The sequence below is a fragment of the Myxococcaceae bacterium JPH2 genome, from assembly GCA_016458225.1.
Taxonomy (GTDB): Bacteria; Myxococcota; Myxococcia; order Myxococcales; family Myxococcaceae; genus Citreicoccus.
This window is the reverse complement of the sequence record JAEMGR010000013.1, coordinates 1-25,770: the sequence shown is the minus strand read 5'-3', so window position 1 is coordinate 25,770 and position 25,770 is coordinate 1. Positions and strand designations below refer to the sequence as shown.

The following is a 25,770-nucleotide window of genomic DNA, read 5'->3' as shown; positions in this document are numbered from 1 at the left end:
CCATGGGAAAACTTCGGGAACTCTTCGGTCCCCTCCAGACGTGGTTCGAGCGACTGAGCGATCGCGAGCGCAAGCTCGTGGCGCTGGCGGGCTCGGCCGTGACGGCGTTCATCGTGTTCGCCATCCTCTTCAGCTTCGCCAACAGCGCGCAGGGCTACCGCCGGCGCACGCAGGACAAGCAGGCGAAGCTCCAGGAAGTGCAGGCGCTGGCCGCCAGCTACCGCGAGGCCCAGTCCGAGCGGCAGGCGGTGGAGCAGCAGCTGACGCGCAGCAACGTGCGGCTCATCAGCTACATCGAGGACAAGGCCACGGCGGCCGGCCTCACCGTGCCCAACATGTCGCCCAAGGGAGACGTGGGCATCGGGGACGGGAAGATCATCGAGAGTTCCGTGGAGCTGACCTTCACGGACGTGGACCTGCGCAAGCTGACGGACTTCCTTCGCACGGTGGAGAGCGGCCCGGGCGTGGTGAAGGTGAAGTACCTGCGCGTGGAGCCGCGGCCCGCCACCGACACGCTGGCGGTGTGGACAACCGTCGCCACCTACCGGATGAAGCAATAAGCCATGAGTTCTGACGCCAAGCCCGCTCGCTGGAAGGTCGTCCTCGGCTACGCCGCGTTCGCGGTGGTCGCCTTCATGCTCTGCCTGCTGTTCACCTTCCCGTACGACGCGGTGCGCTCGCGCGTGGTCACCGAGGCCGCCGCCCAGGGGCTCGCCGTGCGCATCGGCAGCCTGCGGCCCGGGCTGTATGGCATCACCGCCCACGACGTGCGCCTGAGCAAGCCGCCCGCGCCGCTCAGCCCGGACACGGTGGCGTCGCTCGCGCGCGGGGAGAGTACGATGCTGGGCGCCGCCGAGCTGGGCGAGGCGCTCGTCTTCGACAGCGTGGCGATGCGCCCTACCCTCTTCCCTCCGGGGCTGGCGGTGAACGCCAACGCCATGGGCGGCTCGGTGTTCTTCAGCGTGGGCGGGCTCTCCGACCTGGCCATCCGGCTGGAGGCCCGGGGCCTGAAGGCCGACGGCGGCAACCTGCCGGCCTACACGGGCCTGGACATGGAGGGCAACGTGAGCGGGAACCTGGCGCTGAACATGCCCGGCTCGGTCCTCAAGGCCGGCTCCGCGGACTGGTCCGCCGCGACGGGGACGCTCACGCTCGACACCAAGGGGCTGCTCATCAAGGGCGGCAAGGTGGCCATCCCGCTCTCCCCTGGCACTCCCGCCATGCCCATGGACGCCCCGCGCATCCAGCTGGGCGAACTCAACGGGGACATCCAGTTCGACAAGGGCCTGGGCACGGTGAAGACGCTGACGCTCAAGAGCGATGACCTGGACGGCTCGGGCACCGGCACGGTGAAGCTCGGCAAGCGTCCGGAGTACAGCGAGCTGGCGCTGGACGTGCGCATCAAGTTCGACCCGGACTTCCAGAAGCGCCTGGGACCGCTGAGCATCGCGCTCAACATGTTGCCGGCAGATCGCGAGAACCCGCAGTACCGCGCAGGCAAGCTGACGGGCATGCTGAGCAGCGTGCGCTTCCAGCCCAAGCGCTAGGCCCGTGCGAGCCCCCACGCCCACTCCGGGCGTGGGGTTGAAAGCCGGCCAGCGCGCCATGTAAACGCATCCCCGGACTGACCTTCGTGGGAGTGGCTGGGATGCCGGAGCTGGTGTTCTTCCGTCGTGGCGAGGAGGTGTTGCGGGTGGGGGTGGAGCGCGCCCGGCTGGTGTTGGGGCGCGGCGACGCATGCGACGTGGCCATTCCAGACCCCGAGGTGAGCCGCCAGCAGGTGGCCCTCGCGTGGGATGGCCAGCGCTGCCTCGTGGAGGACCTGTCCGGCAAGGGCACCGTGGTGGCCGGCCAGCGCGTGGAGCGCGGCGAGCTGGCGGACGGCGCGGACCTGGAGCTGGGCCCGTGGCGCGCGGTGTTCCGGGTGACCACCCGTGGTGAGGCCGAGCCGGATACCGAGGTAGGCGCGCACACGACGGCGGTGCGGGCCCCCGATGCGCGAGCGGGACGGTGGCTTCCGGCCCAGGTGCGCGTGCGGCAGGGGCTCACCGAGACCGTGCACCGGATGACGGGCGACAGCTTCACGGTGGGCAAGGACGCGGGCTGCGACCTGGTGCTCGCGCAGGACCGCTTCATCTCCGGTCGCCACGTGAAGGTGGCGCGGCGGGACAGCGTCTTCCAGGTGGTGGACCTGCGCTCCACCAACGGCACGTGGGTGGGGCCGGTGCGCGTCCACGAGGCAGAGGTCGCGCTGCCCACCACGCTGCGCGTGGGCGAGACGGAGCTGGTGCTGGAGGCCGTACCGGCGCAGCGCAAGGACACATCGTTCCACGGCATCATCGGGAATGATCCCTCCGTGCGGCGCATCTCGGAGCTCATCGAGCGCGTGGCGCCATCCACCGCGGCGGTGACCATCCTGGGCGAGTCCGGCACGGGCAAGGAGCTGGTGGCACAGGCGCTCCATGCGTGCTCGCCGCGCGCGGACCGCACGCTCATCCCCGTCAACTGCGCGGCCATCTCCAAGGAACTCATCGAGAGCGAGCTGTTCGGCCACGAGAAGGGCGCCTTCACGGGCGCGGTGAACGCGCGCAAGGGCGCCTTCGAGGAGGCCGATGGCAGCACCCTGTTCCTCGACGAGATTGGCGAGCTGCCGCTGGACGTCCAGGCCAAGCTGCTGCGCGCGCTGGAGAGCGGGGAAATCAAGCGCGTGGGCGCCAGCCGCCCGCTCCACGTGGACGTGCGCGTGGTCGCCGCGACGAACGTGGACCTGCTGACCGCGGCGCGCGAGGGTCGCTTCCGCGAGGACCTGTACTACCGCCTCTGCGTCATCCCGCTGCACCTGCCTCCGCTGCGCAGCCGCCGCGGGGACATCGTCGCGCTGGCCGAGCACTTCCTGCGCCTCTTCGCGCCGCGCGGGCAGTCCGTGACGTTCACCCCCGCCGCCGCCGAGCGCCTGCAGCAGCACGCGTGGCCGGGCAACATCCGCGAGCTGCGCAACGTGGTGCACCGGGGACTGCTGCTGCGCAAGGGCACCGCCGTCGACGCGGGCGACATCTCCTTCGACCAGGAGCTGAACCGCGAGACGGGCGTGGTGGTGCCGGAGCTGCCGCCCGGCATGACGCTGGAGCAGATGATGGAGAAGCTGGAGCGGCAGATCGTCGAAGCCGCGCTGCGCCGCTGCAACAACAACCGCGAGCGCGTGGCGCGGGAGCTGGGCGTGGCCCGCTCCACCCTCTTCAAGCGATTGAAGGACTGGGGCCTCACGAGACAGGACGAGCAGGAATAGGCCCGCGCGGGCGCGGGGCGGCCTTCCAGGCAGGCCCTGTGCTCGGTCCGTGCTGCCGCGTCCGTCCACCAGTGCTCACCGTGAGCGACGCCCCGTGGCACGGACTCCCGGGGCGGGGAGGCGCGCATGGACGTGGGCATGGTGGGGTTGGGGCGGATGGGCGCGAACATGGCGCTCCGGCTGCTCCAGGCGGGACACCGCTGCGTCGTCACCGACATCCGCCCGACGGCCGTGGAGGCGCTCCGCCAGGAGGGCGCGACGGGCGCGGACTCGCTCGAGGCGCTGGTCCGCCAGCTCGCCGCTCCGCGCGCCGTCTGGTTGATGCTGCCCGCGGGGCTGGTGGACCTGACGCTCCAGGCCCTCATTCCGCTGCTGGAGCCCGGCGACACCGTCATCGACGGCGGCAACTCCTACTACCTGGATGACCTGCGCCGCGCGGGCGAGCTGCGCGAGCGACACCTGCACGCCGTGGACGTGGGAGTGAGCGGCGGGGTGTGGGGTCGGCAGCGCGGCTACTGCCTGATGATTGGGGGCGAGGCGGACGTGGTGACCCGGCTGGCGCCGCTGTTCGCTTCGCTCGCGCCAGGCGTGGCGAGCGCGGAGCGCCAGTCCGGCGACGCGTCGCCGCCCCTGCCCGCCGAGGAGGGATGGCTGCACTGCGGGCCCCACGGCGCGGGGCACTTCGTGAAGATGGTGCACAACGGCATCGAGTACGGGCTGATGGCCGCCTACGCCGAGGGCTTCAACATCCTGCACAAGGCGAACGTGGGAAAGCATCCCCGGCCCGTGGACGCGGAGACCGCGCCCCTGCGCAACCCCGAGCACTACCTCTACGACTTCGACCTCGGGGCCATCGCCGAGGTGTGGCGGCGCGGCAGCGTCATCTCCTCGTGGCTGCTGGACCTGTCCGCGCGCGCGCTCCGGTTGGACCCGACGCTGCAGAACTTCTCTGGCCGCGTGGCGGACTCGGGCGAAGGCCGATGGACGCTGGAGGCCGCGGACCACGAGGGCGTGCCGGTACCCGTGCTCGCCGCGGCGCTGTTCGCGCGCTTCAGCGCCCAGGGCGCGAGCGCCTTCGCCAACCAACTGCTGTCCGCCATGCGCTTCCAGTTCGGCGGACACCTCGAGCGGCCCACCCCGGGAGCCTGAGCCATGGCTGAACTCCTGTCCGATGCCCTCGTCTTCTTCGGCGCCACGGGTGACCTGGCGTACAAGAAAATCTTCCCTGCCCTCCAGGCCCTGGTACGCGCGGGACGGCTGTCGTGTCCCGTCATCGGCGTGGCCAAGTCCGGATGGACGTTGGAGCACCTGCGCCAGCGCGCCCGCGACAGCATCATGGCCCACGGCGGAGTGGACCCCGTGGCCTTCCCCAAGCTGTGCTCGCTGCTGCGCTACGTGGACGGGGACTACCGCTCGCCCGACACGTACGCGCGGGTGAAGGCCGCGATGGACGGGGCCACGTGCCCGCTGCACTACTTCGCCATTCCGCCAGCGCTCTTCGCCGTCGTGGTGGAGGGACTCGCGCACGCGGGCGCGCTCGCCAATGGGCGCGTGGTGGTGGAGAAGCCCTTCGGAAGGGATTTGACCTCGGCGCGCGCGCTCAACCTGGAACTGCACCGCTTCCTGCCCGAGGAGGCCATCTTCCGCATCGACCACTTCCTCGGGAAGGAGCCGGTGCTGAACCTGCTCTTCTTCCGCTTCGCCAACTCGTTCCTGGAGCCGGTGTGGAACCGCCAGTACGTCAGCAGCGTGCAAATCACGCTGGCGGAGAGCATTGGCGTGCAGGGGCGCGGCTCGTTCTACGAGCAGGTGGGCGCGATGCGCGACGTGGTGCAGAACCACCTGCTCCAGGTGGTGGCGCTCTTGGCCATGGAGCCTCCCGCGGGCCCGTCCCCCGAGGACATCCGAGACGAGCGCAGCCGCGTCTTCCGTCACATGGTCGCGCTGGGGCCCGATGACGTGGTGCGCGGCCAGTTCACCGACTACCGCCGCGAGCCGGGCGTGTCGCCCACCTCCAACGTGGAGACGTTCGCCGCGGTGCGATTGCACATCGACTCGTGGCGCTGGGCCGGCGTGCCCTTCTATCTGCGCGCGGGCAAGTGCCTGCCGGTGACGGCCACGGAGGTGCGCGTGGAGTTCAAGCGCCCGCCCTACCCCATCTTCGACAACGGCCACCCCGGCACGCCGGACTTCGTGCGCTTCCGGCTGGGGCCCGACGTGCTCATCTCCATCGGCGCGCGCACCAAGCGCCCAGGCGAGGCCATGGTGGGCGAGGACGTGGAACTCATCGCCCTGCGCAACCGAGGCGCGCAGAAGGAACCCTATGAGCGGCTGCTCGGGGACGCGATGCGCGGCGACTCGTCCCTCTTCGCGCGGCAGGACGCGGTGGAGCAGGCCTGGCGCGTGGTGGACTCCGTCCTCGGAGATGTGACGCCGTTGCATCTGTACACGCCTGGCACCTGGGGCCCGTCGGAGGCGGATGCGCTCATCGCTCCGGACACCCGGTGGCACGACATGCGCCAGCCCGACCTGTCCAGCTACGCCGCGCAGGCGCGGATGAGCGAGCCCCACGAGGTGCGCTCGCGCGAGTCCACGCACGAGCACGCCCCGCAGACGGTGTAGCCCGGGCCTCAGTGGGAAGGGGCCTCGTCGCCGGGGGAGGCACCCCACCAGGCGGAGTGAGGCTCGGGCCGGTCCGCGCTGGGCAGGTACCAAGGCACGCTGGTCACCACGAGCCGCCGCTCGTCGCTCATGAGGAGCGCGCTGCGCAGCACCTCGGAGCGATGTCCGTAGAGCGCGGAGAGGAACCATCGACGCTCCAACAGCTCGGGCAGCACCACCACCACGGTGCGATGCGGCGCTTGCTCCAGCAGCGAGTCCACATGGTCCAGGAGCGGCCACACCACGCCGCGATACGGAGACGGGACATGGACCAGGCGCGGAGGCTCGCGTCCTGCCGCGGCCATGGGGCCCTCCACGTAGTTGCGCCACGCGGCGCTCAGCTCCGCCTCCGCGTCCTCGCCCGTGCACACGTGCACCGCGTGGACGTCCTGGCTGAGCTCCAGCGCGAAGCACAGCGCCGCCTCGGACGCGTGCGACCAGCGGTCCACCGGAACGACGACGATGAAGGATGACGTGGCGGGCAGGCGAATGGGGCGCTGCAGCCCGGTCGCGCGGGCCATGCGCGCGTAGGCCGCGTGAAAGCGAGAGAAGAGCAGGACGCCCAGCGGGATGAGCAGGAGCGCGGCCCAGCCGCCCTCGGCGAACTTGGACACGCCGACGATGAGCAGCGTGAGCGCGGTCAGTGTCGCGCCCACGCCATTGACCGCGCGCCGCCATTGCCACCCCACCTGCGCCCGGTGGCGGTTCCAATGCACCACCATGCCGAGCTGCGACAAGGTGAAGGCCAGCAGCGCGCCCATGGCGAACAGCGGGATGAGGCGATCCGTGATGCCTTGGCAGACGATGAGGAGGACGGCCGCCAGCACCGCGAGCGTGAGAATGCCGTAGGAGAACACGAGCCGCCGGCCCCGATGCGCGAACGGCACCGGGAGGTTCCGGTCCTGGGCCAGCAGGCGGCACACGCGCGGGAAGTCCGCGAAGCTCGTGTTGGCGGACAGCGAGAGCACCGCGAGAATGGTCGCCATGGCGCCGTAGTAGAAGGCGCCGCGCCCCATCACCGCGCCGATGAGCTGAGACAACACGCTCTGGTAGCTCGAAGAGCCCGGCACGGTGGCGCCCACGCCATAGGCGCGGCACAGCACGGCCACGCCCGCCAACAGCAACACGAGGGTGCCGACGATGAGCGCGAGCGTGGTGCGCGCACGACGAATGGAGGGGTCGCGGAACAGCGGGACACCGTTGCTGATGGCCTCCACGCCCGTCATGGCCGTGCAGCCACTGGCGAACGCGCGCAGCACCAGCCATACGGTGGCAGCGCTCGTGGGCGCGGGCAGCGACGGCGGTGGCACCTCCACGAGCGGATGGCCTCCGTGGGTCAGCATCTGGAGCGCGCCCACGCCCAGCGTCGTGACCAGCGCGGCGATGAACAGCCAGGTGGGGAGCACGAACACGGCGCCGGCCTCGCGCACGCCGCGCAGGTTGATGAGCGTGAGCAGCGCGAGCAGCCCCAGCGTGAGCGCGAGCGTGTACGCGTGCAGCCCGGGGAAGACGGACACGAGCGCGCCCACGCCCGCGGAGATACCCACCGCGACGTTGAGCACGTAGTCGAGCATGAGGGCCGACGCCGCCAGCCGTCCTGCTCCTTGCCCCAGGTTCTCGCGAGCCACGGTGTACGCGCCGCCGCCGTGGGGGTAGGCCGCGATGGTCTGCATGTACGAGCTGGCGACCATCATCAGCAGGCCGATGATGCACGCCACCACCGGCAGCAACAGCCACACGCCCTGGGTCCCCAGCGGACGCAGCACGGTGAGCGCGGCCTCGGGGCCGTAGGCCGCGGACGACAGCGCGTCCAGCCCCAGCAGCGCCACGCCCGCCACGATGCCGATGCGCTCGTGCAGCGCCTGGGCCGTGGAGAGCGGCCTCCCCAAGAGAAAGTCGAGGACGCCCGAGTGCCTCCGTCGTCGGAGTCGTCGTCCTGGGGCTCGGTGCCCCCCTCGCTCCGGGTCGGCCGCGCGCTCCATCCGTCCCTCCCTCGCCCGCACGCCACGCGGCGCGCCCACGACAAGCTGGGGCCCCCCCCGGCGCGCGCCCGCTGACGAGCAGCCCCGTCGCCCGCCTCCTCGTCAGGCACGCGACGGGGCATGCAGGGAGTCCTCCGCCACGTCCCCCCACCCTGCGGGACGAGCCCACCGTCGCACGCAGCCCCGAGCGTGACCCCTCGGGGCCGTTAGACCCTTCCAGGCGCTCGTGCGTTCCAACCCCCAAGCCCTCATCGGGGGAACAGAGGAGACCCCCACGCATGATGCAAGCCGCCCTCATCCCGCTGCCCGCTCTCTCCGAGCTGTATGCCGAGCACCGTCCCCGCGCGCTGGCCATCGCCCGGCGCATCGTCGGGGACATCGACGACGCGGAGGACGTGGTGCAGGACGTCTTCTCCCGTCTGGCGCGCCGGACTCCAGGGTTCGGCGGACGCGCGGCATGGACCACGTGGCTGCATCGGGTGATGGTGAACAGCAGCATCAACTGGCTGCGCGCGCGCCGGCGTCGTGAGCGACTCGGACATGAGCCTCAAGAAGTCGCGTCCCCCGAGGCCCAGGCCGTGGGCGCGCAGATGCAGCGCCACTTCCACGAGGCGCTGGAGGAGGTCAACGCGCAGCAGCGCCAGGTGCTCTACCTGCGCGAGGAGCGCGGCCTGAGCTACCCGGAGATTGCGCGGCTGCTCCAGATTCCGGAGGGCACGGTGAAGAGCGCCCTGCACCGGGGACGGATCCGCGCCCTCGCGGTGATGGAGGAGCGCGGACAGCAGCCGTGACGACGACGCGGCGCTACTCGTCGCCCTTGCTGCCGACGAACTGGTCGCCCTTCTCCTTGAACAGGATGTTGAAGCTGGTGAGCGAGCCGTACACGCGCGTGACGTAGCTCTGCATCTCCACCTTCTCCGCGTCCGACAACTTCGGGTGCGCGTTGAGCTTCTGCTCCAGCACGCGCAGCCGGTCGCGAATCATCACGACCTTGTGGAACAAGTTGTCGATGGGAAGGTCCTTGGCCTGCAGCTCCGGGTTGCCAGGGACGAGGCGCACCGTGCCGCCCTCCCACTTGTTGGCCAGCGGCGGCGCATCGGCCAGACCGGAGGCCTCCCGGAAGATGTCCATCAGCTCTTCACGCGTCATGCTCAACCCTTCCAGGTCCACCGCTTCGTTCGGGTCCACGCGGCGCCGGATGATGACGGGCGCCACGGTCCGGGCCGTGCGCTCACGCCCGGCTCCAGACTGCGCCGTCGGGGCCACCGCGGTGCCCCGAGGCGCGTACTTGTCGCAAATGGGGGCCGACGGAGGATACAGCCCACGCTGGGGTTGGAGCCGACACGGCCCCACCCACCCTCGGTGATCCACCGAGTGCGGGCTCCACAGCTTGCAGTTGCCGCAGACCTGCTCCTCGGGTCGGAACGTCGGCAGCGTGGGCAGTCCATCCGTCGCATCCGCCATCAGCGCGTCTCCTTCGCCACCGGCGACCCCTTGCGCACGCCCAGCTCGCGCAGCAGTCCGTCGGCGTCCTCCACCTGATCCAACATCCACAGCACGTAGCGCACGTCCACGCTCACGTTGCGCGCCACGTCGGGGTTGTAGCCGAAATCGTTGGCCACGTTCTCCCAGACGCGGTCGAAGTTGACGCCCACGAGCTGGCCCTTGCCGTTGACGGTGGGGCTGCCCGAGTTGCCGCCCGTGGTGTCCGCGTCCGCGAGGAAGTCCACCGGAACGTCCTTGAGGCGGGGATCCGCCCAGGCGCCAAAGCGCTTCGCCTCGGCCACCGCGCGGACCTTCTCCGGCGCGTTGAACGGCTCCTGGCCCGTGTGCTTCTCCAGCATGCCAGTCAGCGTCGTCTGCGGCGTGTAGATGACGCCGTCGCGCGGCGAGTAGCCCTGCACCTTGGCGAACGTGACGCGCAGGGTGCTGTTGGCGTCCGGCGCCACCGGCTTGCCCGCGTGCGCCATCACCGCCTTGCGCCACGCCGGCCGCAGCCGCGACATGGCCCCCTGGCGACGGTCCTTCAGGTCATCCAGCGCGGCCTGCTCCTTCGCCAAATCCAGGCCGAAGGCGAGCAGCGGATCCTTGCGCGCCTCGAGCTGCGCCACGCTCTCGCCCACCATCTTCAGGCGCTCGTCCAGCGTGAGCACCTTGGTCTGCGCATAGAGGGCATCGATGCGCGCGGTCAGCTCCGCGTCGGTCGAGGCCTTGCCGAAGTGCGTGTCGATGGAGGCGATGCGCTCGTCGGGGCCCAGCGCCTGCGCGCGCTTGACGAAGGCGAACAGCACCTTCTTGTCCGCGGTGAGGAAGAGGTTCTTCTGCTCGCGCTCCAGCCGGTCCTTGATGCGCGGCAGCTCGCGGTCCATGTACTCGGGGCGCCGCTCCATGTCCGGCTTGGCGCGCTCCTGGGCAAGCCGAGCCACCGTCGTGGCCAGCGCCGTGCTGCGCGCCAGTCGTCCCGACATGGACAGGAGGAACTCGCGCTCGAAGGTCTTCGCCGACGCGCGTCCTTCCGCGAGCAGCGCCTCGCGAGCCTGGAGGGACTCCACCCACTTGGCGCCGCCCTTCTCGGCCCACGACACCACGGCCTCCTCGGCCGCGTGCTGCTTCTCCACGATGTGGCCGCGCTTGAGGCCCGCGAGCTGCCCGCCCGAGTTCTTGTAGAAGTTGTTCAGGCCCTTCACCACCGAGGCCACGGCGATCTTCCCCGCCGCGTCCTTCTCTCCCTCGGACTCCATGATGCGGATGGCCTCGCCCACGACGTCGCGCACCTTCGGGTAGAAGCGCGCCTCGCGCTCGGCCATCTCGTCCGCCAGCAGCGTGCGGAACGTGGTGCCCGGGTAGCCCAGCACCATCACGAAGTCGCCCGGCTTGACGCCCTGGGTGGCCAGCGGGAAGAAGAACTCCGCCTTGTAGGGCACGTTCTTGTCGCTGTACGGCGCGGAGCTGCCATCCGGCGCGGTGTACGCGCGGATGATGGCGAAGTCGCCGGTGTGGCGCGGCCACATCCAGTTGTCCTCTTCGCCGCCGTACTCGCCCACCTCGCGCGGCGGCGCGTAGACGAGCCGCACGTCCTGCAGCTCCACCGCGTCCACCAGCGTGTAGTTGACGCCGCCGTCGAACGTCGCGACCTGGCAGCGCGTGGCCGGGCGCTTCTCGCACTCGGCGACCAGCTCCTTCTGCTTGCGGTCGATGGCCTTGTAACGCGTGAGATCATCCGCGCCGGCGGGCACCGCGGCGAGCACCTCCGCCGTCACGTCCTTGAAGGCCCGAGGCACCTGCACGCGAGAGCCCTTGCCGGGCAGCTCATCCGAGCGCTCCTTGGCGAGGAAGCCCTGCGTGATGAGGTCCTTCTGCGGGCTGCTGTGCTCCTGGACGATGGAGAAGGCGCAGTGGTGGTTGGTGATGATGAGGCCCGTGCCGGAGATGAAGGAGCCGGAACACCCACCGGTGTTCACCGTGCCCGCCAGCAGGCCCGTGCCGCGCTGGGGATCCCACAACTTCTTGGGAGGAAGCTGAAGGCCCTGGGCCTTGAGCCACGCAGGGTCCAGTTCCAGGACCTGCTGCGGGGTCCACTTCCCTTCCCCAGCGAGCGCTGGGGCAGCCACGAGCGAGAGGAGAAGGAGCGTCTTCTTCATGGTCCTCCCTCCCTACCCCGTCCGCCGCCCGCACGCGACTCCTCCAGTACGCGGCGAGCCGTTTTCGCGGAAGATGGACCGGACTTAGGAGTTCCCGTGTCCAGGGGAGGGAGCAACCGAGATGCGAACCGCGAGCGGAGCCACGCTGGACCTGGGACGGATGACCCTCTTGCTCCTGCTGCTGGGAGTGTCCTGGTATTTCTGGGACTCGCCGGTGTTGTGGCCCCTGAAGCTGCTGGTGGTGATGATGCATGAGAGCGGCCACGCGCTCGCCACGCTGCTCGTGGGGGGCTCGGTGGATCGCATCCACCTGGCGGCCAACGAGTCCGGCGCCTGCCTGTCCCGTCTGCCGCCAGGCGTGTTCAACCAGGTGGCGGTGTACTCAGCGGGGTATGTGGGCAGCGCGGTGGCGGGCTCGCTGCTGATGCTGGCCACGTTCCGGTTCCACGCGCGCCGGTGGGTGCTGGGCGCGGCGGGCGTGTGGCTGGCGGTGATGGGGTTTCTCTACGCGGGCGACGGCTTCACGCTGATGTTCTGCCTGGGCACGGCCGTGGTGATGGCGCTGGGCGCGCGGTTCCTGCCGGACGGGCTGGTGGACGCGGTGAACCTGTTCCTGGCGGCGTTCACCGCGCTCTACGTGCTGTTCGACTTGCGCGATGACCTGTGGAACAGCGCGGTGCGAGCGCACAGCGACGCGGCGCTGCTGGCCGAACTCACGTGGGTTCCGTCCATCGTCTGGGCCGCGGTGTGGTCACTGCTGTCCGTGGCGCTCCTGGGACTCTTTGCCTACTGGTCCCTGCACGCCCGGCCGAGGGGAGGCGTGCAGATGCCGCCCGTTCCCCGGGCCCGGAGGGCCTGAGCCCGAGCCGCCCGCGCGGAGTCCTCGGTCGTGCCACAGCCGGAAGGCCACATAGAGCCAGCCGCCCACGGGAATCACGACCAGCGGTCGCATGCCCGACCAGAACAAGACGGACAGGGGAGCAAAGAGGATCGTCGCCAGAATCAAGAAATGGCGCGGCGGCACCGACATGGACGCGATGGCCTCGGGATGTTGGGGCAGAGGCCCCGCGCGGTAGATGCGGACCACCTCGGCCATGACCGCGAGGGCCATGGCCGAAGTGGCCACGCCCACAGCCACCGTCTCCGGCCTGCGATGAAGCCCGCGGAAGAAGCCCACGAGAGAGAACACACCGCCCAGCTGGAAGACGGCCGCAATGAACGCGTAGAGGCCCACCTGCATCCAGAGCTGGGGCCACGTCGCGGGGGGTGGAAGACGCTTGCCACCGGGCATCCTCGGACCTCACTTCCTTGGGCGCATGCGGAACGCGACGAACGAGGCCACGTCCGGGAACGCGAAGTAGGGGTTCGACTTGCGCACCTGGTCCATGCCGGCCACGGGCACCTCCGCGTAGTCATGGCCCGGGAACAGCCGCGCCGTGTCCGGCACCTTGCCGAGCACCTGCGACAGCGAGCGATACATGTCCTCCGGGTTGCCGCCCTTCATGTCGCACCGGCCGCACCCGCTGATGAACAGCGTGTCCCCGGACACGAGCGCGTCCTGGGCCAACAGGCAGTGCGAGCCCGGTGTATGACCCGGCGTGTGCAGCGCCTGGAACGCGCGGGCACCCACGAGCACCGAGTCCCCCGCGCCGAGCCGCTGCAACGCGTCACCGCCCACGTCGCGAAGCTCGGGCGAGAAGTCCACCTCCGCGCCCTGCGCGTAGACGGGCACATCGTGGCGGGAGAGCAGCTCGCCCAGGCCGTTCATGTGGTCGAAGTGGCTGTGAGAGATGAACGCGCCCGCCACGCGCTTGCCGTCGGCCGCGACCGCCGCCTCGATGGCCGGCACGTCCCACGCCGGGTCCACCACCACGACCTCGGCGCCGTCCGCCGGCCCCACGAGGTAGACGAAGTTGTCCATCGGCCCGAGCTTCAGTTGGCGCACGTACGGCGTCGGCATGGTCGCCTCCAATCGGCCCACTCTACGCGGAAGGCTTGAAGGCGCGGGCCGCTCCCACTTGAATGCGTCCCCTGCCCCCGTCCCGCCAGGAGGTCTCTCCCGTGATTCGTCTGCCCGCGCTGCTTGCCTGTACCCTGCTCCTCGGTGGGAGCGCCGCCGCTGCGGGCAAATCGAGCGTCACCTTCCGCTACAAGCCCCCCATGGACGAGGAGCGTCCCGTCATCACCGACGCCACCGTGGGCCCGCAAGGCAGCGACTTCGCCATGCGCTTGCGCTTCGACAAGCTGCCCTGGGGCGACGACTGCAAGAACCGCTGCGCCAACGCCACCCTCTTCCTCGACACGGACGCCAACCCCCAGACGGGCCTGCGCCTGGGAAGCGGCGCGCCGGAGAACGGCGCGGACCTGGCCGTCATCATCCAGGGCGCTCGCGACTACAAGGAAGGCGGCACGTCGTCCGCCTTCCTGCGCGTGAAGGTGCGCCAGCTCGGAGACGAGGCCAAGAGCGCGGACGACGGCGAGCTGCTCGCCGAGCTGAACCACCGCCAGGACCCCGAGCGCGTCCAGTCGGACGGCAACACCGTCTACGTGCTCGTGGACGCCACCACCGCCACCCTGCCCTCCGGCCGGAAGGTCCGCGTCATCTACCACCCGCCCGGAGCCAAGCCCGTGCAGGGCACCGTCACCGGCATGCTCGGCAGCGGGGCGGGCAGCAGCGTGCAGATCTTCAAGGGCAACAACAACGGCAAGACGAGCGGCAAGGCCGGCAACTGGAGCCGCGCCCCCGCCGCGGGCACCAAGTAGCGGCTCGACGCTCCGCCCTCCTCGCGCCATCCCAGCGACGGCCCCCCAGGCCGGTCGCTGGGCCCCCTGTTCCCCAGGATTCCCAGGGGTTGCGTGAGGGTCCGGTCGGCGGATAGAACTGAACAAAAGTTCAGACAAAACTGCGCGGAGATGACGCAACCTCCCGAATTCGTTCTCAATGTCGGGGGGGCGTGGTAGTTCCGCCGCCCTCATCGAGTTGTGCCACCCAGCCTGCGGAGTGCGGAAGGCGCCCACCGCGTTGGGTACGGAACGGACCCATCTGGATTCCATGACCATGCTCGCAGACGCCGAAACGAAGACGCGAAAGAAGCAGGGGGCCTCGGGCAGCGGCGGAGGCGGCTCCTCCGCGTCCGGCGGCGGCGGCGGTGACGCCAACGGGGTGCCCGCGTCCCTGGGCGAGGAAGCGCGCCGGCGCTACCTCAACTACGCGCTCTCCGTCATCACCTCGCGCGCCCTCCCGGACGTGCGCGACGGCCTGAAGCCGGTGCAGCGCCGCATCCTCTACGGAATGTGGAACGACCTGAACCTGTCGTTCGACACGAAGTACCAGAAGTGCGCGCAGGTCGTCGGCGCCATCATGGGTCGCTACCACCCGCACGGCGACGCCTCCATCTACGACGCGCTCGTGCGCATGGCGCAGGACTTCTCCCTGCGCTACCCGCTGGTGGACGGGCACGGAAACTTCGGCTCGCTCGACGGCGACTTCGCCGCCGCCTACCGCTACACCGAGTGCCGCCTGGAGAAGCTGGCCACGGAGCTCTTGCGCGAGCTGGAGAGCAAGACGGTCGACTTCCGGCCCAGCTACGACGGCACCCGCAACGAGCCCATCGTCATCCCGGCGCGCGTGCCGCAGCTCCTGATGAACGGCACCACGGGCATCGCCGTGGGCATGGCCACCAACATCCCGCCCCACCACCTGGGCGAGCTGCTGGACGCGTTGATGGCCCTCATCGACGCGCCCACGCTGGCCACCAAGGACCTGCTCAAGTTCATCAAGGGCCCGGACTTCCCCACCGGCGGGCAGATCCTCAACAGCAAGCCCGAGCTGCGGGAAATCTACGAGACGGGCCAGGGCAGCGTCCGCATCCGCGGTGAGTGGAAGACCGAGGAGCTCAAGCGCGGCGGCCAGCAGATCATCGTCACCTCCATCCCCTACACGGTGAACAAGTCCACCCTGGTCGCGAAGATTGGCGACCTGGTGCGCGAGCGGAAGCTGCCGCTCATCGTCGACGTGCGCGACGAGTCCACCAAGGAGGTGCGCATCGTCCTGGAGCTGAAGAAGGACGCCAATCCCGAGCTGGTGATGGCGTACCTCTACAAGCACACCCCGCTCCAGACGAACTTCGCGGTCAACCTCACGTGCCTCGTGCCCTCGGAGAACCCCGAGGTCGGCACGCCCAAGCGGTTGGACCTCAAGACCATCCTCCAGTACTTCCTGGACTTCCGCTTCGACATCGTGACGCGGCGGCTCCAGCACGAGCTGGCCGAGCTGAAGAAGCGCGTCCACATCCTCGAGGGCTTCGAGAAGGCCTACGACGCGCTGGATGAGATCATCCGCATCATCCGCCAGTCCGAGGGCAAGCAGGACGCGGCGCAGAAGTTGATGGCGCGCTTCAAGATGGACGAGCTCCAGGTGGACGCCATCCTGGAGATGAAGCTCTACAAGCTGGCCCGCCTGGAGATCCTCGTCGTCCAGAAGGAACTCAAGGAGAAGCGCGCGGAGATCAAGCGCATCGAGGGCGTGCTCAAGGACAAGAAGAAGCTGTGGGGCACCGTCAAGGACGAGCTGGGCGAGATTCGTCCCTACGCGGACAAGCGGCGCACCCGCGTCGGCGGCGCCGGAGCCGAGGAGATGGAGTTCTCGGCGGAGGCGTTCATCGCGGACGAGGACGCCCACGTGGTCATCACCCGCGACGGGTGGATCAAGCGCGTGCGCGAGGTGAAGGACCCGTCCACCACCCGCCTGCGCGAGGGCGACGCGGTGATGACGGTGCTCGCCGGCAGCCTGAAGGCGAACCTGGTGCTGCTCAGCAACTTCGGCACCGCCTACGTCACGCGCTTCAACGACGTGCCCGCGTCCACGGGCTACGGCGACCCGGTGCAGAAGCTCTTCAAGTTCGACGACGGCGAGCGCGTGGTGGGCGCCCTGTCCCTGGACTCGCGGCTGCATCAGCCGGAGAAGCTGGTGGCCGTCACCAAGCAGGGCCTGGGCCTGCGCTTCCTTCTTGCGCCGCACACCGAGGTCTCCACGCGCGCCGGACGGCGCTACGCGAAGACGGGCGAGGGCGATGAGATCATCGGCACGCAGCCGGTGGGCGATCGCGACCTGTTGGGCGTGCTGACGGAGAAGACGCACGCGCTCGTGTGCAAGGTGTCGGAGGTCAACGAGCTGGCCGGCCCCGGCAAGGGCGTCACCGTCATCAAGGTGGAGGACGGCGACCGGGTGGTGGACTTCCTGGCCGTGGCCCCGAACCAGAAGGACGTGATGCTCGAGTTCGAGACCCAGAAGGGCCGCAAGCTGCACCTCACCCCCGCGAAGCACGAAGTGACGGGACGAGGCGGCAAGGGCCACGAGATGTCTCGGCGCGACGCGGTGAAGGACGTGCTCCGGCCCGTCACCTTCGTGCCGCTCCCCGAGAAGAAGGACTAGTCGGAGGACCCCATGGCGAAGAAGGACAGCTACACAGGCGCGGACATCCAGGTCCTCGAGGGCCTGGAGCCGGTGCGCAAGCGCCCGGCCATGTACATCGGGGGCACCGACAGCACGGGCTATCACCACCTGCTGTGGGAGATCCTCGACAACTCGGTGGACGAGGTCATCAACAGCTACGCCACCACGGTGGAAGTCACGCTCCACAAGGACGGGCGCACCATCACCGTCGTGGACAACGGGCGCGGCATCCCCGTGGACATCATGCCGCGCTTCAAGAAGCCGGCACTCGAGGTCATCCTCACCACGCTGCACTCGGGCGGCAAGTTCGAGCAGGGCAACTACATCCACTCCGGCGGTCTGCACGGCGTGGGCAGCTCGGTAGTGAACGCGCTCTCGCGCAAGATGTTGGTGGAGATCAAGAAGGACGGGAAGAAGCACGTCCAGACGTACGCCCGCGGCAAGGCGACCTCCGCGCTGAAGGTGGATGGCGCGGCGCGCGGCACCGGCACGGCCATCACCTTCGAGCCGGATCCGGAGATCTTCGGAGAGAAGCTCAAGTTCGACGCGGAGCTGGTGCGCGAGCGGCTCGAGGCCAAGAGCTACCTGCACAAGGGCATGACGGTCGTCTGGAAGGACGAGACGGCCAGCCCCGTGGTGCACGTCACGTACAAGCACGACGGCGGCATCGCCGAGTACCTCACCAAGGTGGTGACGGAGCGCAAGAAGCCGATGGTGCCCGAGGGCAGCGCGGCCTTCTATCACTCGCGCGACAACGGGGTGCGGCTGGAGGCGGCGCTGGCGTGGACGGAGGCCACCGACGAGCACATCCGCAGCTACGTCAACGGCATCCCCACCGGCATGGGCGGCACGCACGAGGCGGGCCTGCGCAGCGCCGTGGTGAAGGCGGTGCGCAACTACATCGAGACGCACGACCTGACGCCCAAGGGCGTGACGCTCACCGCGGAGGACATCCGCGAGGGCCTCACCGCCATCCTGTCCGTCTACGTGGTGGAGCCGCAGTTCCAGGGCCAGACGAAGGGCCGCCTCAACAACCCGGAGGTGGCGGGTCAGGTGGACGGCGTCATCCGGCCGGCGCTGGAGAAGTGGCTCAACGACAACAAGTCCATCGCGGAGACGGTGCTCGCGCGCATCATCATCGCGGCCCGGGCCCGCGAGGCCAGCCGCGCGGCTTCCGCGGCGGTGACGCGCAAGACGGCGGTGAGCCACCGGCTCAACCTGCCGGGCAAGCTGGCGGACTGCTCATCCACGGATCCGAGCGTCAGCGAGCTGTTCATCGTGGAAGGTGACTCCGCAGGCGGCTCCGCCAAGCAGGGACGGGACAGGCGCACCCAGGCCATCCTCCCCTTGCGCGGCAAGGTGCTCAACGCGGAGCAGGCCTCCACGGACAAGGTCGCCACCAACCGCGAATTGCAGGACATCGTCAGCGCGCTGGGCTGCGGCATCGGCGCGGAGTTCGACAAGTCCAAGCTGCGCTACGGCCGGGTCTTCCTGCTGATGGACGCCGACAGCGACGGCCACCACATCGCCACGCTGTTGTTGACGTTCTTCTACCGACACCTGCGCCCACTCATCGACAGCGGCGCGGTGCACATCGCGCAGCCGCCCCTGTACCGGGTGGACATCGGCAAGGAGACGTACTGGGCGCTGGACGAGCCGGACCGCGACCGCATCATCCGCGAGAAGGGCCGCGTCAACTCCAAGCCCAACATCATGCGGTTCAAGGGACTCGGCGAGATGACGGCCGACGAGCTGAAGGAGACGACGCTCGACCCCAAGAACCGCATCACGCTGCGGGTCACCATTGACGATCCGCTGGAGACGGATCGCATCATCAACGACCTGATGGGCAAGGACGTCAGCGCTCGGTACAAGTTCATCACCGAGCGCGCCGGCGAGGTCCAGGATCTGGACGTCTAGCGGAAGGGGCCGGGGGGCGGTCGGAGGCCCATGGTCTTCCGCCCCCCGTGTCGGTTAGCATCGCCGGCCGTGCCCTTCGCTCGCCTTGCAATGATCCTCGCGCTCGCGATCTCGCTGAGCGCTCCTTCCGCCGATGCCGCTTCCCGGACGCGCCGGCCGAAGGCGGCCAAGACCGCCAAGACGTCCAAGTCCGCCAAGAAGCCGTCGGCCACCAAGCCCTCCGCCGCCGAGTCTTCCGAGGCCTTCGAGCCACCCGAGAGCGTGACGCCCTCGGAGCCGCTCGCGGAGCCCGCCTCGACGCCGGCGAAGACTCCCGCCAGCACGACGAAGACGACCCCGGCCGTGGCCACGCCCGTGAAGACGCCGGAGCCCCTGCCCTCGCGCGTGAAGGAAGCGCCGGTGCCCGCGGTGGCCTCAAGCCAGGTGGCGCTGTTCGCCACCGCGCGCCAGCCTCAGGCAGCGGACGCCGCCGCCAAGCTCGAAGGCGAGCTGATGCGGATGCTGCGCTCGCGCAACGACGTGGAGTTCGTGAGCCTGGCCTCGGCCTTCCCGCCCGCGCCGGCGATGCCGACGCCCAAGGCCGACGCGCTCTTCGATGAAGGCCGCTCCGCCTACGACAACCTGGACCCCGAGGCCGCCGCCGCCAAGTTCAAGGCCGCCGCGGACGCGTACACCCAGCAGCCAGCGGACATGCGCGCCGAGAAGCTGGGCGAGACGTACCTGATGCTCGGCGCGTCGCTGCTGCTCAACGGCGACATGCCCGGCGCCCGCACCGCCTTCACCCACGCGCTGGTGGCCGAGCCGACGACGCGGCCGGACACGGCCCTCTTCGGCCAGGACGTGCAGAAGGCGTTCTCCGAGGCGCAGGCGGAGCTGGCCAAGCAGGCGCCGGGGACGCTCACGGTGGAGTCCATCCCCGAGGGCGCCACGGTGCTCGTGCGCGGTCGCGAGGTGGGCACCACGCCGCTCAAGGGCGTGACGCTGCCCCCGGGCGGCTATCCGGTGGTGGTGCAGCTCGCGGGCTACACCTCGTACGCCACGTACACGGAGGTGAAGGCCGCGGGCCCGGCGAGCGTGAAGTCCAAGCTGGAGCCGTCGCCGGCGCACTCCGCGCTGCGTGAGGCCGCCACCCGCGCGTCCACCGCGCAAGCCTTCGACGCGAACGTGGCGGCGCCCGAGGTGGGCGCACTCGCCGAGCGGCTGGGCGCGCGCTACGTGGTGCTCGCCGCGGTGAGCCAGGACAAGAAGGGCCGCTTCCAATCCGAGCTGCAGGCGTGGGACCTGCGCACGAAGAACCGCCTGCGAGGCCTGGAGGTGGAGCTGGCCGCGCGCGATGGCAAGCACAGCCTGACGTACGCCGCGGACCAGGTGCACACCTTCCTCACCGGCCCGGTCGTCCCGGTGGACGGCCCGACGCCCACCGCGTCCGCGGCTGTGTGGCGCAAGCCCTGGTTCTGGGCGGCTGTGGGTGGCACTGCGGCGGTCGCCGCCGGAGTCGTCTTCGTGGCGACGCAGGACAAGGGCCGTGGCTTCAACCCCGTGAGCGGCATGCCGGGCGGCGTGACGTTCTGACAGCACCCTGCCAGGATTCCAGCCATGAAAGTCCTCGCGCTCGCCCTCCTCCCGGCCCTCGCGCTCGCCGCTACCCCCACCGCGCCCAAGCGCGCCGCGGCGCTCCTCATCCCGATGGATCCGCCCTCCGAGTCGGCCAGCGTGCAGATGGAGGGCTACATGAGCGACTCGCTCGGGCAGTTCGCCAACTTCTCGGTGCGCAAGTCGGCGGACCTGTTCGGCCTGCCGGATGACGAGGCCGCCCAGGCATCCCTCCAGCGCGCGAAGAAGGGCTACGAGGAGAGCGTCAAGTCCTTCGACGCCAAGGACTACGAGGACGCGGAGCACAAGGTCCGCGCGACGATGAAGGAGCTGCAGACGGCCACGGCGGCCATGCGCTCCTGCTCGCCCCTGTGCGACTCGCTCGCGCTCTATGGCGCCATCCTCCAGCTTCGCGGCGACGTGGAAGAGGCGAAGCTGGCCATCATCGACCTCATCGCCCTGTCGCCGACCTTCGAGCTCAATCCCAAGCGCTTCAGCCGGGACTTCATCACCCTGCGCGTGCAGGTCGCCACGAGCCGCACCTCGCAGCTTCGCGGCAGCGCGAACATCAAGTCACGCCCGGCCGGCGCCCGCGTGTACGTGGACGGTGAGCCGCAGGGCTACACGCCGCTGACCATCTCCGCGATGACGGTGGGCAAGCACCTGGTGCGCATCGAGCGTCCGGGCTTCCGCCAACACGGCGAGGTCATGGAAGTCACCCCGGACGACGTGGAGGTCATGGCGAACCTGTCCCCCACCCCGGCGTACAAGGCCTATGACGCGCAGCTCGACCGGGTGGCGGGGGACGTGGGCCGCACCAACGTCCCGAACTCCACCGCGGTGATGAACCTGGGCAAGTCGCTGAAGCTGGACCGCGCGCTGCTGGGAACGGTGCGCGCGGTGGGCGACGGCACGTCCGAGCTGACCGTGTCGCTCTTCGACACCGCCTCCGGCAAGCGCCTGGGCTCGCGGCGCATGGTGCTCCAGGGCGACGAGTTCGGGCAGCTCAAGTCGGAGATGGAGCGCGTGGTGAACCAGATGGTCAACACGGTGGAGGGCGGCGAGAAGGTCGTGCGCAGCTCGGATCCGCTGGAGGGCCGTGCGGGCACCGAGGACTGGGGCGCCGAGGACCGCGGTGGCCGCACGCGACAGTCCGAGAAGAAGCGTTCCGGCAAGGACCCGCTCGACGGGGTGTCGGGAACCGAGGAATGGTGATGGACGGCGCTTGTCCCGGGGGCCTCGCGGCCTAGAGTCCCGGGGCGAATGCGCCTCCTACCCCTGCTGTCGCTGCTGCCGTCGCTCGCGCTGGCCCAGACGAGCGACATCGTCCAGGACGCCGTACCGCCGCGCGGGGTGACGCTGCCCCCCACGGGGATCGCGCTGTCGGACGAGGCTCCGTCCCTGACGCTCAACCCGGCGGGCCTGGGCTTCATGGACGCCGCGCAGCTCTTCTACCTGCACGAGCGCGACGTCGACCGGGACGCGTTGGGAGATGGCGTCTACCTGGGCGCGCGACTGCTGGGCCTGGGCGCGGGCTTCTCGCTCGAGTGGATCCGCGGCCACGGCGAGCCGGACTACCGCAAGACGTCCTTCGGACTCTCGCTGGGGCCGCGCACGTTGAAGCTCGGCTTCGCGTACCACGACTTCAGCTCGGACACGCGGAGCATTGACCGGCTGTCCACCTGGGATGTGGGCCTGACGGCTCGCCCTGACCGCGCGCTGTCCCTGGCGGCCACGGTCCAGGAACTCAACGCCCCGGACGAGGACGGGCTCAAGCTGCGGCGTCGCTACGGGTTCGGCGTGGGCCTGCGCCCCTTGGACGAGCGCTACACGCTGGGCATCGACTGGCGCTTCACGGAGGGCGCGTTCCGCCGAGGCCAGGCCACGTACACGCTCCAAGCGGAGATGGTGCCCGGGCTGCGCGTGGGCGCGGGCGTCTCCCACGGCTTCGAGCACGGCGTGCCCTTGGCGCTCCAGGTGTCCGCCACCATGGACCTGGGACACGCGGGCCTCACGTATGCGCTCGGCGGCTCGGATGACGGGCTGGACCATGTGATTGCCGTGCGGCTCTCCAGCGAGCGCTACCGCGGCGTTCGCACGCCCGGCGGCATCGTGACGCTGTTGGATCTCAACGACGCGCTGTCCAGCAACGTGAGCCCGGCGCTCGCGCTGCTGGGCGTCAGCGAGACAGACCCATACCTGCGGCTGATGCGCTTCCTGGACCTCGCCGCGCGCGACGAGCGGCTGCGCGGCGTGGTGGTGAAGATGGAGGGCCTGCCCGGTGTGGGCTGGGGCACGGCGGAGGAGCTGCGCCAGGCGTTCCTCCGGCTGCGTGTGGCGGGGAAGAAGGTCGTGGCGGTGCTGCTGTCCGCGGACGACAAGGCCTACCTGGCCGCGTCCTCGGCGGATGGGGTGTACGCGTTGACGGAGGCGTCGCTGCCCATCAACGGGCTGGCCGTGTCCATGATTTCGCTGGGCGGCACGATGGAGAAGCTGGGCGTCACCTGGGACGTGGCGCGCGTGGGCGAGTTCAAGACCGCGCCTGAGCAGTTCACCCGCACGGACCTGAGCACCGCGCAGCGAGAGACCATCAACGGCTACCTCGACACGCAGGTGGCGCACTACGAGCAGGCGGTGGAGGCCGGGCGCAAGCTGTCCCCCGAGCGTCAGCGCGCCGCATGGGCGCAAGGGTTGCTGTCGCCTCGGCGCGCGTTGGCCGCGGGCCTGCTGGACGGCGTCATCTCCGCCACGGAGCTGGACGCGCGCGTCGCCGAGTGGGTCCCGGGCGCGCGCTTCGACCCGACCTACTCCCCGCGCGACGAGCGGGAGAACCGCTGGGGCCACCGCCGCCGCATCGCCATCGTCCCGGTGATGGGCGACATCACCGGGGGCAGCAGCCGCGAGGACCCGTTCGGGCTGGCGCGCATCGCGGGCGCGGAGACGGTGCTGCGCGGGCTGCAGGAGGCGCAGGATGACCCGTCCGTCGTCGCCATCGTCGTGCGCGTGGACTCGCCGGGCGGCGACGTGCTCGCCTCGGACCTCATCTACCGCGCGGTGCTGGAGGCCCGGAAGCACAAGCCCGTCATCGCCTCCATGGGCGACGTGGCCGGCTCGGGCGGCTACTACGCCGCGGTGGGCGCCGACGAAATCCTCGCCGAGCCCACCACGCTCACCGGCAGCATCGGCGTCTACTACATCAAGCCCGCGCTGCAGGGGCTGGGCGCCAAGCTCGGCGTCAACGAGGAGACCGTCGTGCGCGGCCCCATGGCGGACCTGCTCGGCACGTGGCGACCGTGGACGCCCGACGAGCAGGCCGCGGTGCAGCGGTGGGTCGAGGACTCCTACGACGTGTTCATCACCGAGGTCGCGGCCCGTCGGAAGCTGGACAAGGCGCGGGTCGACTCGGTCGCGCGCGGGCGCGTGTGGAGCGGCCAGGACGCCCTGGCGCGCGGACTCGTGGATGCCATGGGCGGTCTCTTCGAGGCCGAGGCCACGGCGCGCAAGCGGGCAGGCGTGAAGCCGTCGGAGGAGCTGGACGTGGTGGTGATGGGCGGGGCCAAGGGGCTCCTGTCTCGGCTGGACGGAGAGCCGGGCGTGCACATGCTGGCGGGGCTGCTGCTCCCCCGCCCGCCCCCCGGTCCCCCAGAAGCCCTGTCCGCGCTCGCCCGCGAGCTGGGGTTGGACTCTCCCGAGGTGCTGCGCGGGGGCCTCAAGGCCATGGTCCCCTTCACGCTCACCTTGCACTGAAGAGGTCCGACGCCGAACACGCACGCCGGGAACGCGAAATTCTGGGAGCCCCCGGCCCCGGCCTCTGTTAGGGTTGCGAATGCCTCCCGGCCGGCTCTCGGGCCGCCGGGGTGCTCCAGGGACGGGCGGTTCGGCCTCCTCGAAGGCCCCGCGTCCGTCATCCTGTCCCACCAACCTGCTTCCTGGCGTCCCCGGCCTCCCTACGGGAGCGCCCACGCAAGACGCGCAGCGTGGAGCCTCATGAGCGAGAATCCCGACAACGACCCCCGCGTCCCCCCACCGCCCCCCGCGGCGGCCCGACCGCCTCCGCCCCACGACGCGGATGACGACGGGGGTGACGACGAAGGCGACGACGGCCCCGATGAGGGCGAGTCTCCCGCGGGAGGCCCCGCACAGGCGGGTGGCCCCGGCGGGCAGCCCAGCGGCCGCCGCCGCCGCCGCCGCCGCCGTCGTCGTGGCGCCCAGGTGCTGTTCACTCCGGACGGTCAGGCGTACCGCATGCAGGCGGGCCCGGACGGCCAGCAGGTGCAGGTGTTCCTCACGCCGCAGGAGCTGGAGCAGTACCGGCAGCGTCAGGCCCAGCAGCAACAGCAGCAGCAACAACCGGCGCCGCAGCAGCAACAGCAGCAGCAGGGAGGCGGCCAGCCGCAGCAGGCGCAGCAGCGTCCGCACCACGGCGGAGGCCAGGCCGCGCCCCAGCAGAACCTGTCGCCGGTGGAGGGCGTGCTGGACACGGAAGCCAAGGGCCCCAACGCCTTCCTGCGCCAGGTGAAACGCAACCTGCTGCCGGCGCCGGACGACCCGGAGCTCCCCAAGAACCTCGTGCAGAAGCTGCGGCTGCGTCAGGGCCAGTACCTGACCGCGTTCGCGCAGATGCGCGGGCACAAGGGCATGGTGCAGAAGGTGGACACGGTGGACGGGCGTCCGCTCGACTCCGCGCCCCGCCTCCCCCACTTCGCCGACCTCACGTCGGTGGACCCGCTGGAGCGCCTGAAGCTGGAGAGCGGCCACCGCGAGATGGTGACGCGGGTGTTGGATCTCATCTCTCCCATCGGCAAGGGACAGCGCGCGCTCATCGTCGCGCCGCCCAAGACGGGCAAGACGATCATGCTCCAGCGGATCGCCCAGGCCGTCATCACCAACCACCCCGAGTGCCACGTCATGGTGCTGCTCATCGACGAGCGGCCCGAAGAAGTGACGGACATGCGCCGGAGCATCAAGGCCGAGGTGCTGGCCTCCAGCTCGGACCGGCCCACGGGGGACCACCTGAAGGTCGCGGAGCTGGCGCTGGAGCGCGCTCGCCGCCTGGTGGAAGCAGGCAAGGACGTGGTCGTCCTCCTGGACTCCATCACGCGTCTGGCGCGCGCCTACAACAAGGAAGTCGACAGCTCGGGCCGCACCATGACGGGCGGCGTGGACAGCCGAGCCCTGGAGCGCCCCAAGCGCATCTTCGGCGCGGCGCGCGCGACGGAAGAGGCCGGCTCG

18 protein-coding genes are annotated in these 25,770 nt (G+C 70.2%); 14 read left to right on the top strand and 4 right to left on the bottom strand.

The features are described from left to right. The first annotated feature begins 2 nt into the window (after positions 1 to 2). The 5 genes from JGU66_20520 to zwf all read left to right on the top strand — a co-directional run bounded on the left by JGU66_20520 (position 3) and on the right by zwf (position 5,908). Positions 3 to 560: a type II secretion system protein M gene (locus tag JGU66_20520; GenBank protein MBJ6763160.1), complete on the top strand. Its 558-nt coding sequence runs from the start codon at positions 3 to 5 to the stop codon at positions 558 to 560. Between the two features lie 3 nt (positions 561 to 563). Next, positions 564 to 1,547, top strand: coding sequence for a type II secretion system protein GspN (gspN, locus tag JGU66_20515; GenBank protein ID MBJ6763159.1), 984 nt, complete (start codon positions 564 to 566; stop codon positions 1,545 to 1,547). Between the two features lie 101 nt (positions 1,548 to 1,648). Next, the gene (locus tag JGU66_20510) at positions 1,649 to 3,286 is read left to right on the top strand and encodes a sigma 54-interacting transcriptional regulator (protein MBJ6763158.1); all 1,638 of its coding nucleotides are present in this window, start codon (positions 1,649 to 1,651) and stop codon (positions 3,284 to 3,286) included. A gap of 126 nt (positions 3,287 to 3,412) precedes the next feature. After that, the gene (gnd, locus tag JGU66_20505; protein ID MBJ6763157.1) at positions 3,413 to 4,435 is read left to right on the top strand and encodes a decarboxylating 6-phosphogluconate dehydrogenase; all 1,023 of its coding nucleotides are present in this window, start codon (positions 3,413 to 3,415) and stop codon (positions 4,433 to 4,435) included. Positions 4,436 to 4,438: 3 nt separating this feature from the next. After that, the gene (gene zwf / locus JGU66_20500) at positions 4,439 to 5,908 is read left to right on the top strand and encodes a glucose-6-phosphate dehydrogenase (protein MBJ6763156.1); all 1,470 of its coding nucleotides are present in this window, start codon (positions 4,439 to 4,441) and stop codon (positions 5,906 to 5,908) included. 8 nt (positions 5,909 to 5,916) lie between these two features. Here the strand turns inward: zwf and JGU66_20495 are convergent, their stop codons facing one another. Further along, positions 5,917 to 7,929 (bottom strand): APC family permease, encoded by a 2,013-nt coding sequence (locus JGU66_20495; GenBank protein ID MBJ6763155.1) that lies wholly within the window; start codon positions 7,927 to 7,929, stop codon positions 5,917 to 5,919. Positions 7,930 to 8,210: 281 nt separating this feature from the next. Here JGU66_20495 and JGU66_20490 point away from each other — a divergent pair, with 281 nt between their 5' ends. Beyond that, a complete protein-coding gene (locus JGU66_20490; protein ID MBJ6763154.1) occupies positions 8,211 to 8,720 on the top strand; it encodes an RNA polymerase sigma factor in 510 nt (169 codons plus the stop codon). Between the two features lie 13 nt (positions 8,721 to 8,733). Here the strand turns inward: JGU66_20490 and JGU66_20485 are convergent, their stop codons facing one another. Both JGU66_20485 and JGU66_20480 read right to left on the bottom strand, forming a co-directional pair. Further along, complete coding sequence (locus JGU66_20485) at positions 8,734 to 9,393, bottom strand: hypothetical protein (protein ID MBJ6763153.1); 660 nt, start codon at positions 9,391 to 9,393, stop codon at positions 8,734 to 8,736. Beyond that, entirely contained in the window at positions 9,393 to 11,570 is a 2,178-nt protein-coding gene (locus tag JGU66_20480) for a S46 family peptidase (GenBank protein MBJ6763152.1), read from the bottom strand. The genes JGU66_20485 and JGU66_20480 overlap by 1 nt, the downstream gene beginning before the upstream one ends. A 121-nt stretch (positions 11,571 to 11,691) precedes the next feature. Here JGU66_20480 and JGU66_20475 point away from each other — a divergent pair, with 121 nt between their 5' ends. Then, positions 11,692 to 12,429 (top strand): M50 family metallopeptidase, encoded by a 738-nt coding sequence (locus JGU66_20475; protein ID MBJ6763151.1) that lies wholly within the window; start codon positions 11,692 to 11,694, stop codon positions 12,427 to 12,429. Positions 12,430 to 12,870: 441 nt separating this feature from the next. Here JGU66_20475 and JGU66_20470 read toward each other — a convergent pair whose 3' ends face one another. After that, the gene (locus JGU66_20470) at positions 12,871 to 13,530 is read right to left on the bottom strand and encodes an MBL fold metallo-hydrolase (protein MBJ6763150.1); all 660 of its coding nucleotides are present in this window, start codon (positions 13,528 to 13,530) and stop codon (positions 12,871 to 12,873) included. Between the two features lie 104 nt (positions 13,531 to 13,634). On the opposite strand from JGU66_20470, the gene JGU66_20465 reads away from it, so the two are divergent. From JGU66_20465 to rho, 7 genes are all read left to right on the top strand, one after another. Then, positions 13,635 to 14,333: a hypothetical protein gene (locus JGU66_20465; GenBank protein ID MBJ6763149.1), complete on the top strand. Its 699-nt coding sequence runs from the start codon at positions 13,635 to 13,637 to the stop codon at positions 14,331 to 14,333. A gap of 295 nt (positions 14,334 to 14,628) precedes the next feature. After that, the gene (locus JGU66_20460) at positions 14,629 to 17,004 is read left to right on the top strand and encodes a DNA topoisomerase IV subunit A (protein ID MBJ6763148.1); all 2,376 of its coding nucleotides are present in this window, start codon (positions 14,629 to 14,631) and stop codon (positions 17,002 to 17,004) included. A 12-nt stretch (positions 17,005 to 17,016) separates the two neighbouring features. After that, entirely contained in the window at positions 17,017 to 18,945 is a 1,929-nt protein-coding gene (locus JGU66_20455) for a type IIA DNA topoisomerase subunit B (protein MBJ6763147.1), read from the top strand. Positions 18,946 to 19,035: 90 nt separating this feature from the next. Beyond that, positions 19,036 to 20,517, top strand: a complete 1,482-nt coding sequence (locus JGU66_20450; GenBank protein ID MBJ6763146.1) for a PEGA domain-containing protein — start codon at positions 19,036 to 19,038, stop codon at positions 20,515 to 20,517. 24 nt (positions 20,518 to 20,541) lie between these two features. Beyond that, positions 20,542 to 21,753, top strand: a complete 1,212-nt coding sequence (locus tag JGU66_20445) for a PEGA domain-containing protein (protein MBJ6763145.1) — start codon at positions 20,542 to 20,544, stop codon at positions 21,751 to 21,753. Positions 21,754 to 21,801: 48 nt separating this feature from the next. Continuing rightward, complete coding sequence (sppA, locus tag JGU66_20440; GenBank protein MBJ6763144.1) at positions 21,802 to 24,285, top strand: signal peptide peptidase SppA; 2,484 nt, start codon at positions 21,802 to 21,804, stop codon at positions 24,283 to 24,285. Positions 24,286 to 24,525: 240 nt separating this feature from the next. After that, a partial coding sequence (rho, locus tag JGU66_20435; protein MBJ6763143.1) for a transcription termination factor Rho occupies positions 24,526 to 25,770 on the top strand: 1,245 nt, incomplete at its 3' end.

Excerpts from the sequence above, each read along its gene's own strand:
- JGU66_20520 (MBJ6763160.1), top strand. The coding sequence starts at position 3 with ATGGGAAAACTTCGGGAACTCTTCGGTCCCCTCCAGACGTGGTTCGAG.
- gspN (MBJ6763159.1), top strand. The coding sequence starts at position 564 with ATGAGTTCTGACGCCAAGCCCGCTCGCTGGAAGGTCGTCCTCGGCTAC.
- JGU66_20510 (MBJ6763158.1), top strand. The coding sequence starts at position 1,649 with ATGCCGGAGCTGGTGTTCTTCCGTCGTGGCGAGGAGGTGTTGCGGGTG.
- gnd (MBJ6763157.1), top strand. The coding sequence starts at position 3,413 with ATGGACGTGGGCATGGTGGGGTTGGGGCGGATGGGCGCGAACATGGCG.
- zwf (MBJ6763156.1), top strand. The coding sequence starts at position 4,439 with ATGGCTGAACTCCTGTCCGATGCCCTCGTCTTCTTCGGCGCCACGGGT.
- JGU66_20495 (MBJ6763155.1), bottom strand. The coding sequence starts at position 7,929 with ATGGAGCGCGCGGCCGACCCGGAGCGAGGGGGGCACCGAGCCCCAGGA.
- JGU66_20490 (MBJ6763154.1), top strand. The coding sequence starts at position 8,211 with ATGCAAGCCGCCCTCATCCCGCTGCCCGCTCTCTCCGAGCTGTATGCC.
- JGU66_20485 (MBJ6763153.1), bottom strand. The coding sequence starts at position 9,393 with ATGGCGGATGCGACGGATGGACTGCCCACGCTGCCGACGTTCCGACCC.
- JGU66_20480 (MBJ6763152.1), bottom strand. The coding sequence starts at position 11,570 with ATGAAGAAGACGCTCCTTCTCCTCTCGCTCGTGGCTGCCCCAGCGCTC.
- JGU66_20475 (MBJ6763151.1), top strand. The coding sequence starts at position 11,692 with ATGCGAACCGCGAGCGGAGCCACGCTGGACCTGGGACGGATGACCCTC.
- JGU66_20470 (MBJ6763150.1), bottom strand. The coding sequence starts at position 13,530 with ATGCCGACGCCGTACGTGCGCCAACTGAAGCTCGGGCCGATGGACAAC.
- JGU66_20460 (MBJ6763148.1), top strand. The coding sequence starts at position 14,629 with ATGCTCGCAGACGCCGAAACGAAGACGCGAAAGAAGCAGGGGGCCTCG.
- JGU66_20455 (MBJ6763147.1), top strand. The coding sequence starts at position 17,017 with ATGGCGAAGAAGGACAGCTACACAGGCGCGGACATCCAGGTCCTCGAG.
- JGU66_20450 (MBJ6763146.1), top strand. The coding sequence starts at position 19,036 with ATGATCCTCGCGCTCGCGATCTCGCTGAGCGCTCCTTCCGCCGATGCC.
- JGU66_20445 (MBJ6763145.1), top strand. The coding sequence starts at position 20,542 with ATGAAAGTCCTCGCGCTCGCCCTCCTCCCGGCCCTCGCGCTCGCCGCT.
- sppA (MBJ6763144.1), top strand. The coding sequence starts at position 21,802 with ATGCGCCTCCTACCCCTGCTGTCGCTGCTGCCGTCGCTCGCGCTGGCC.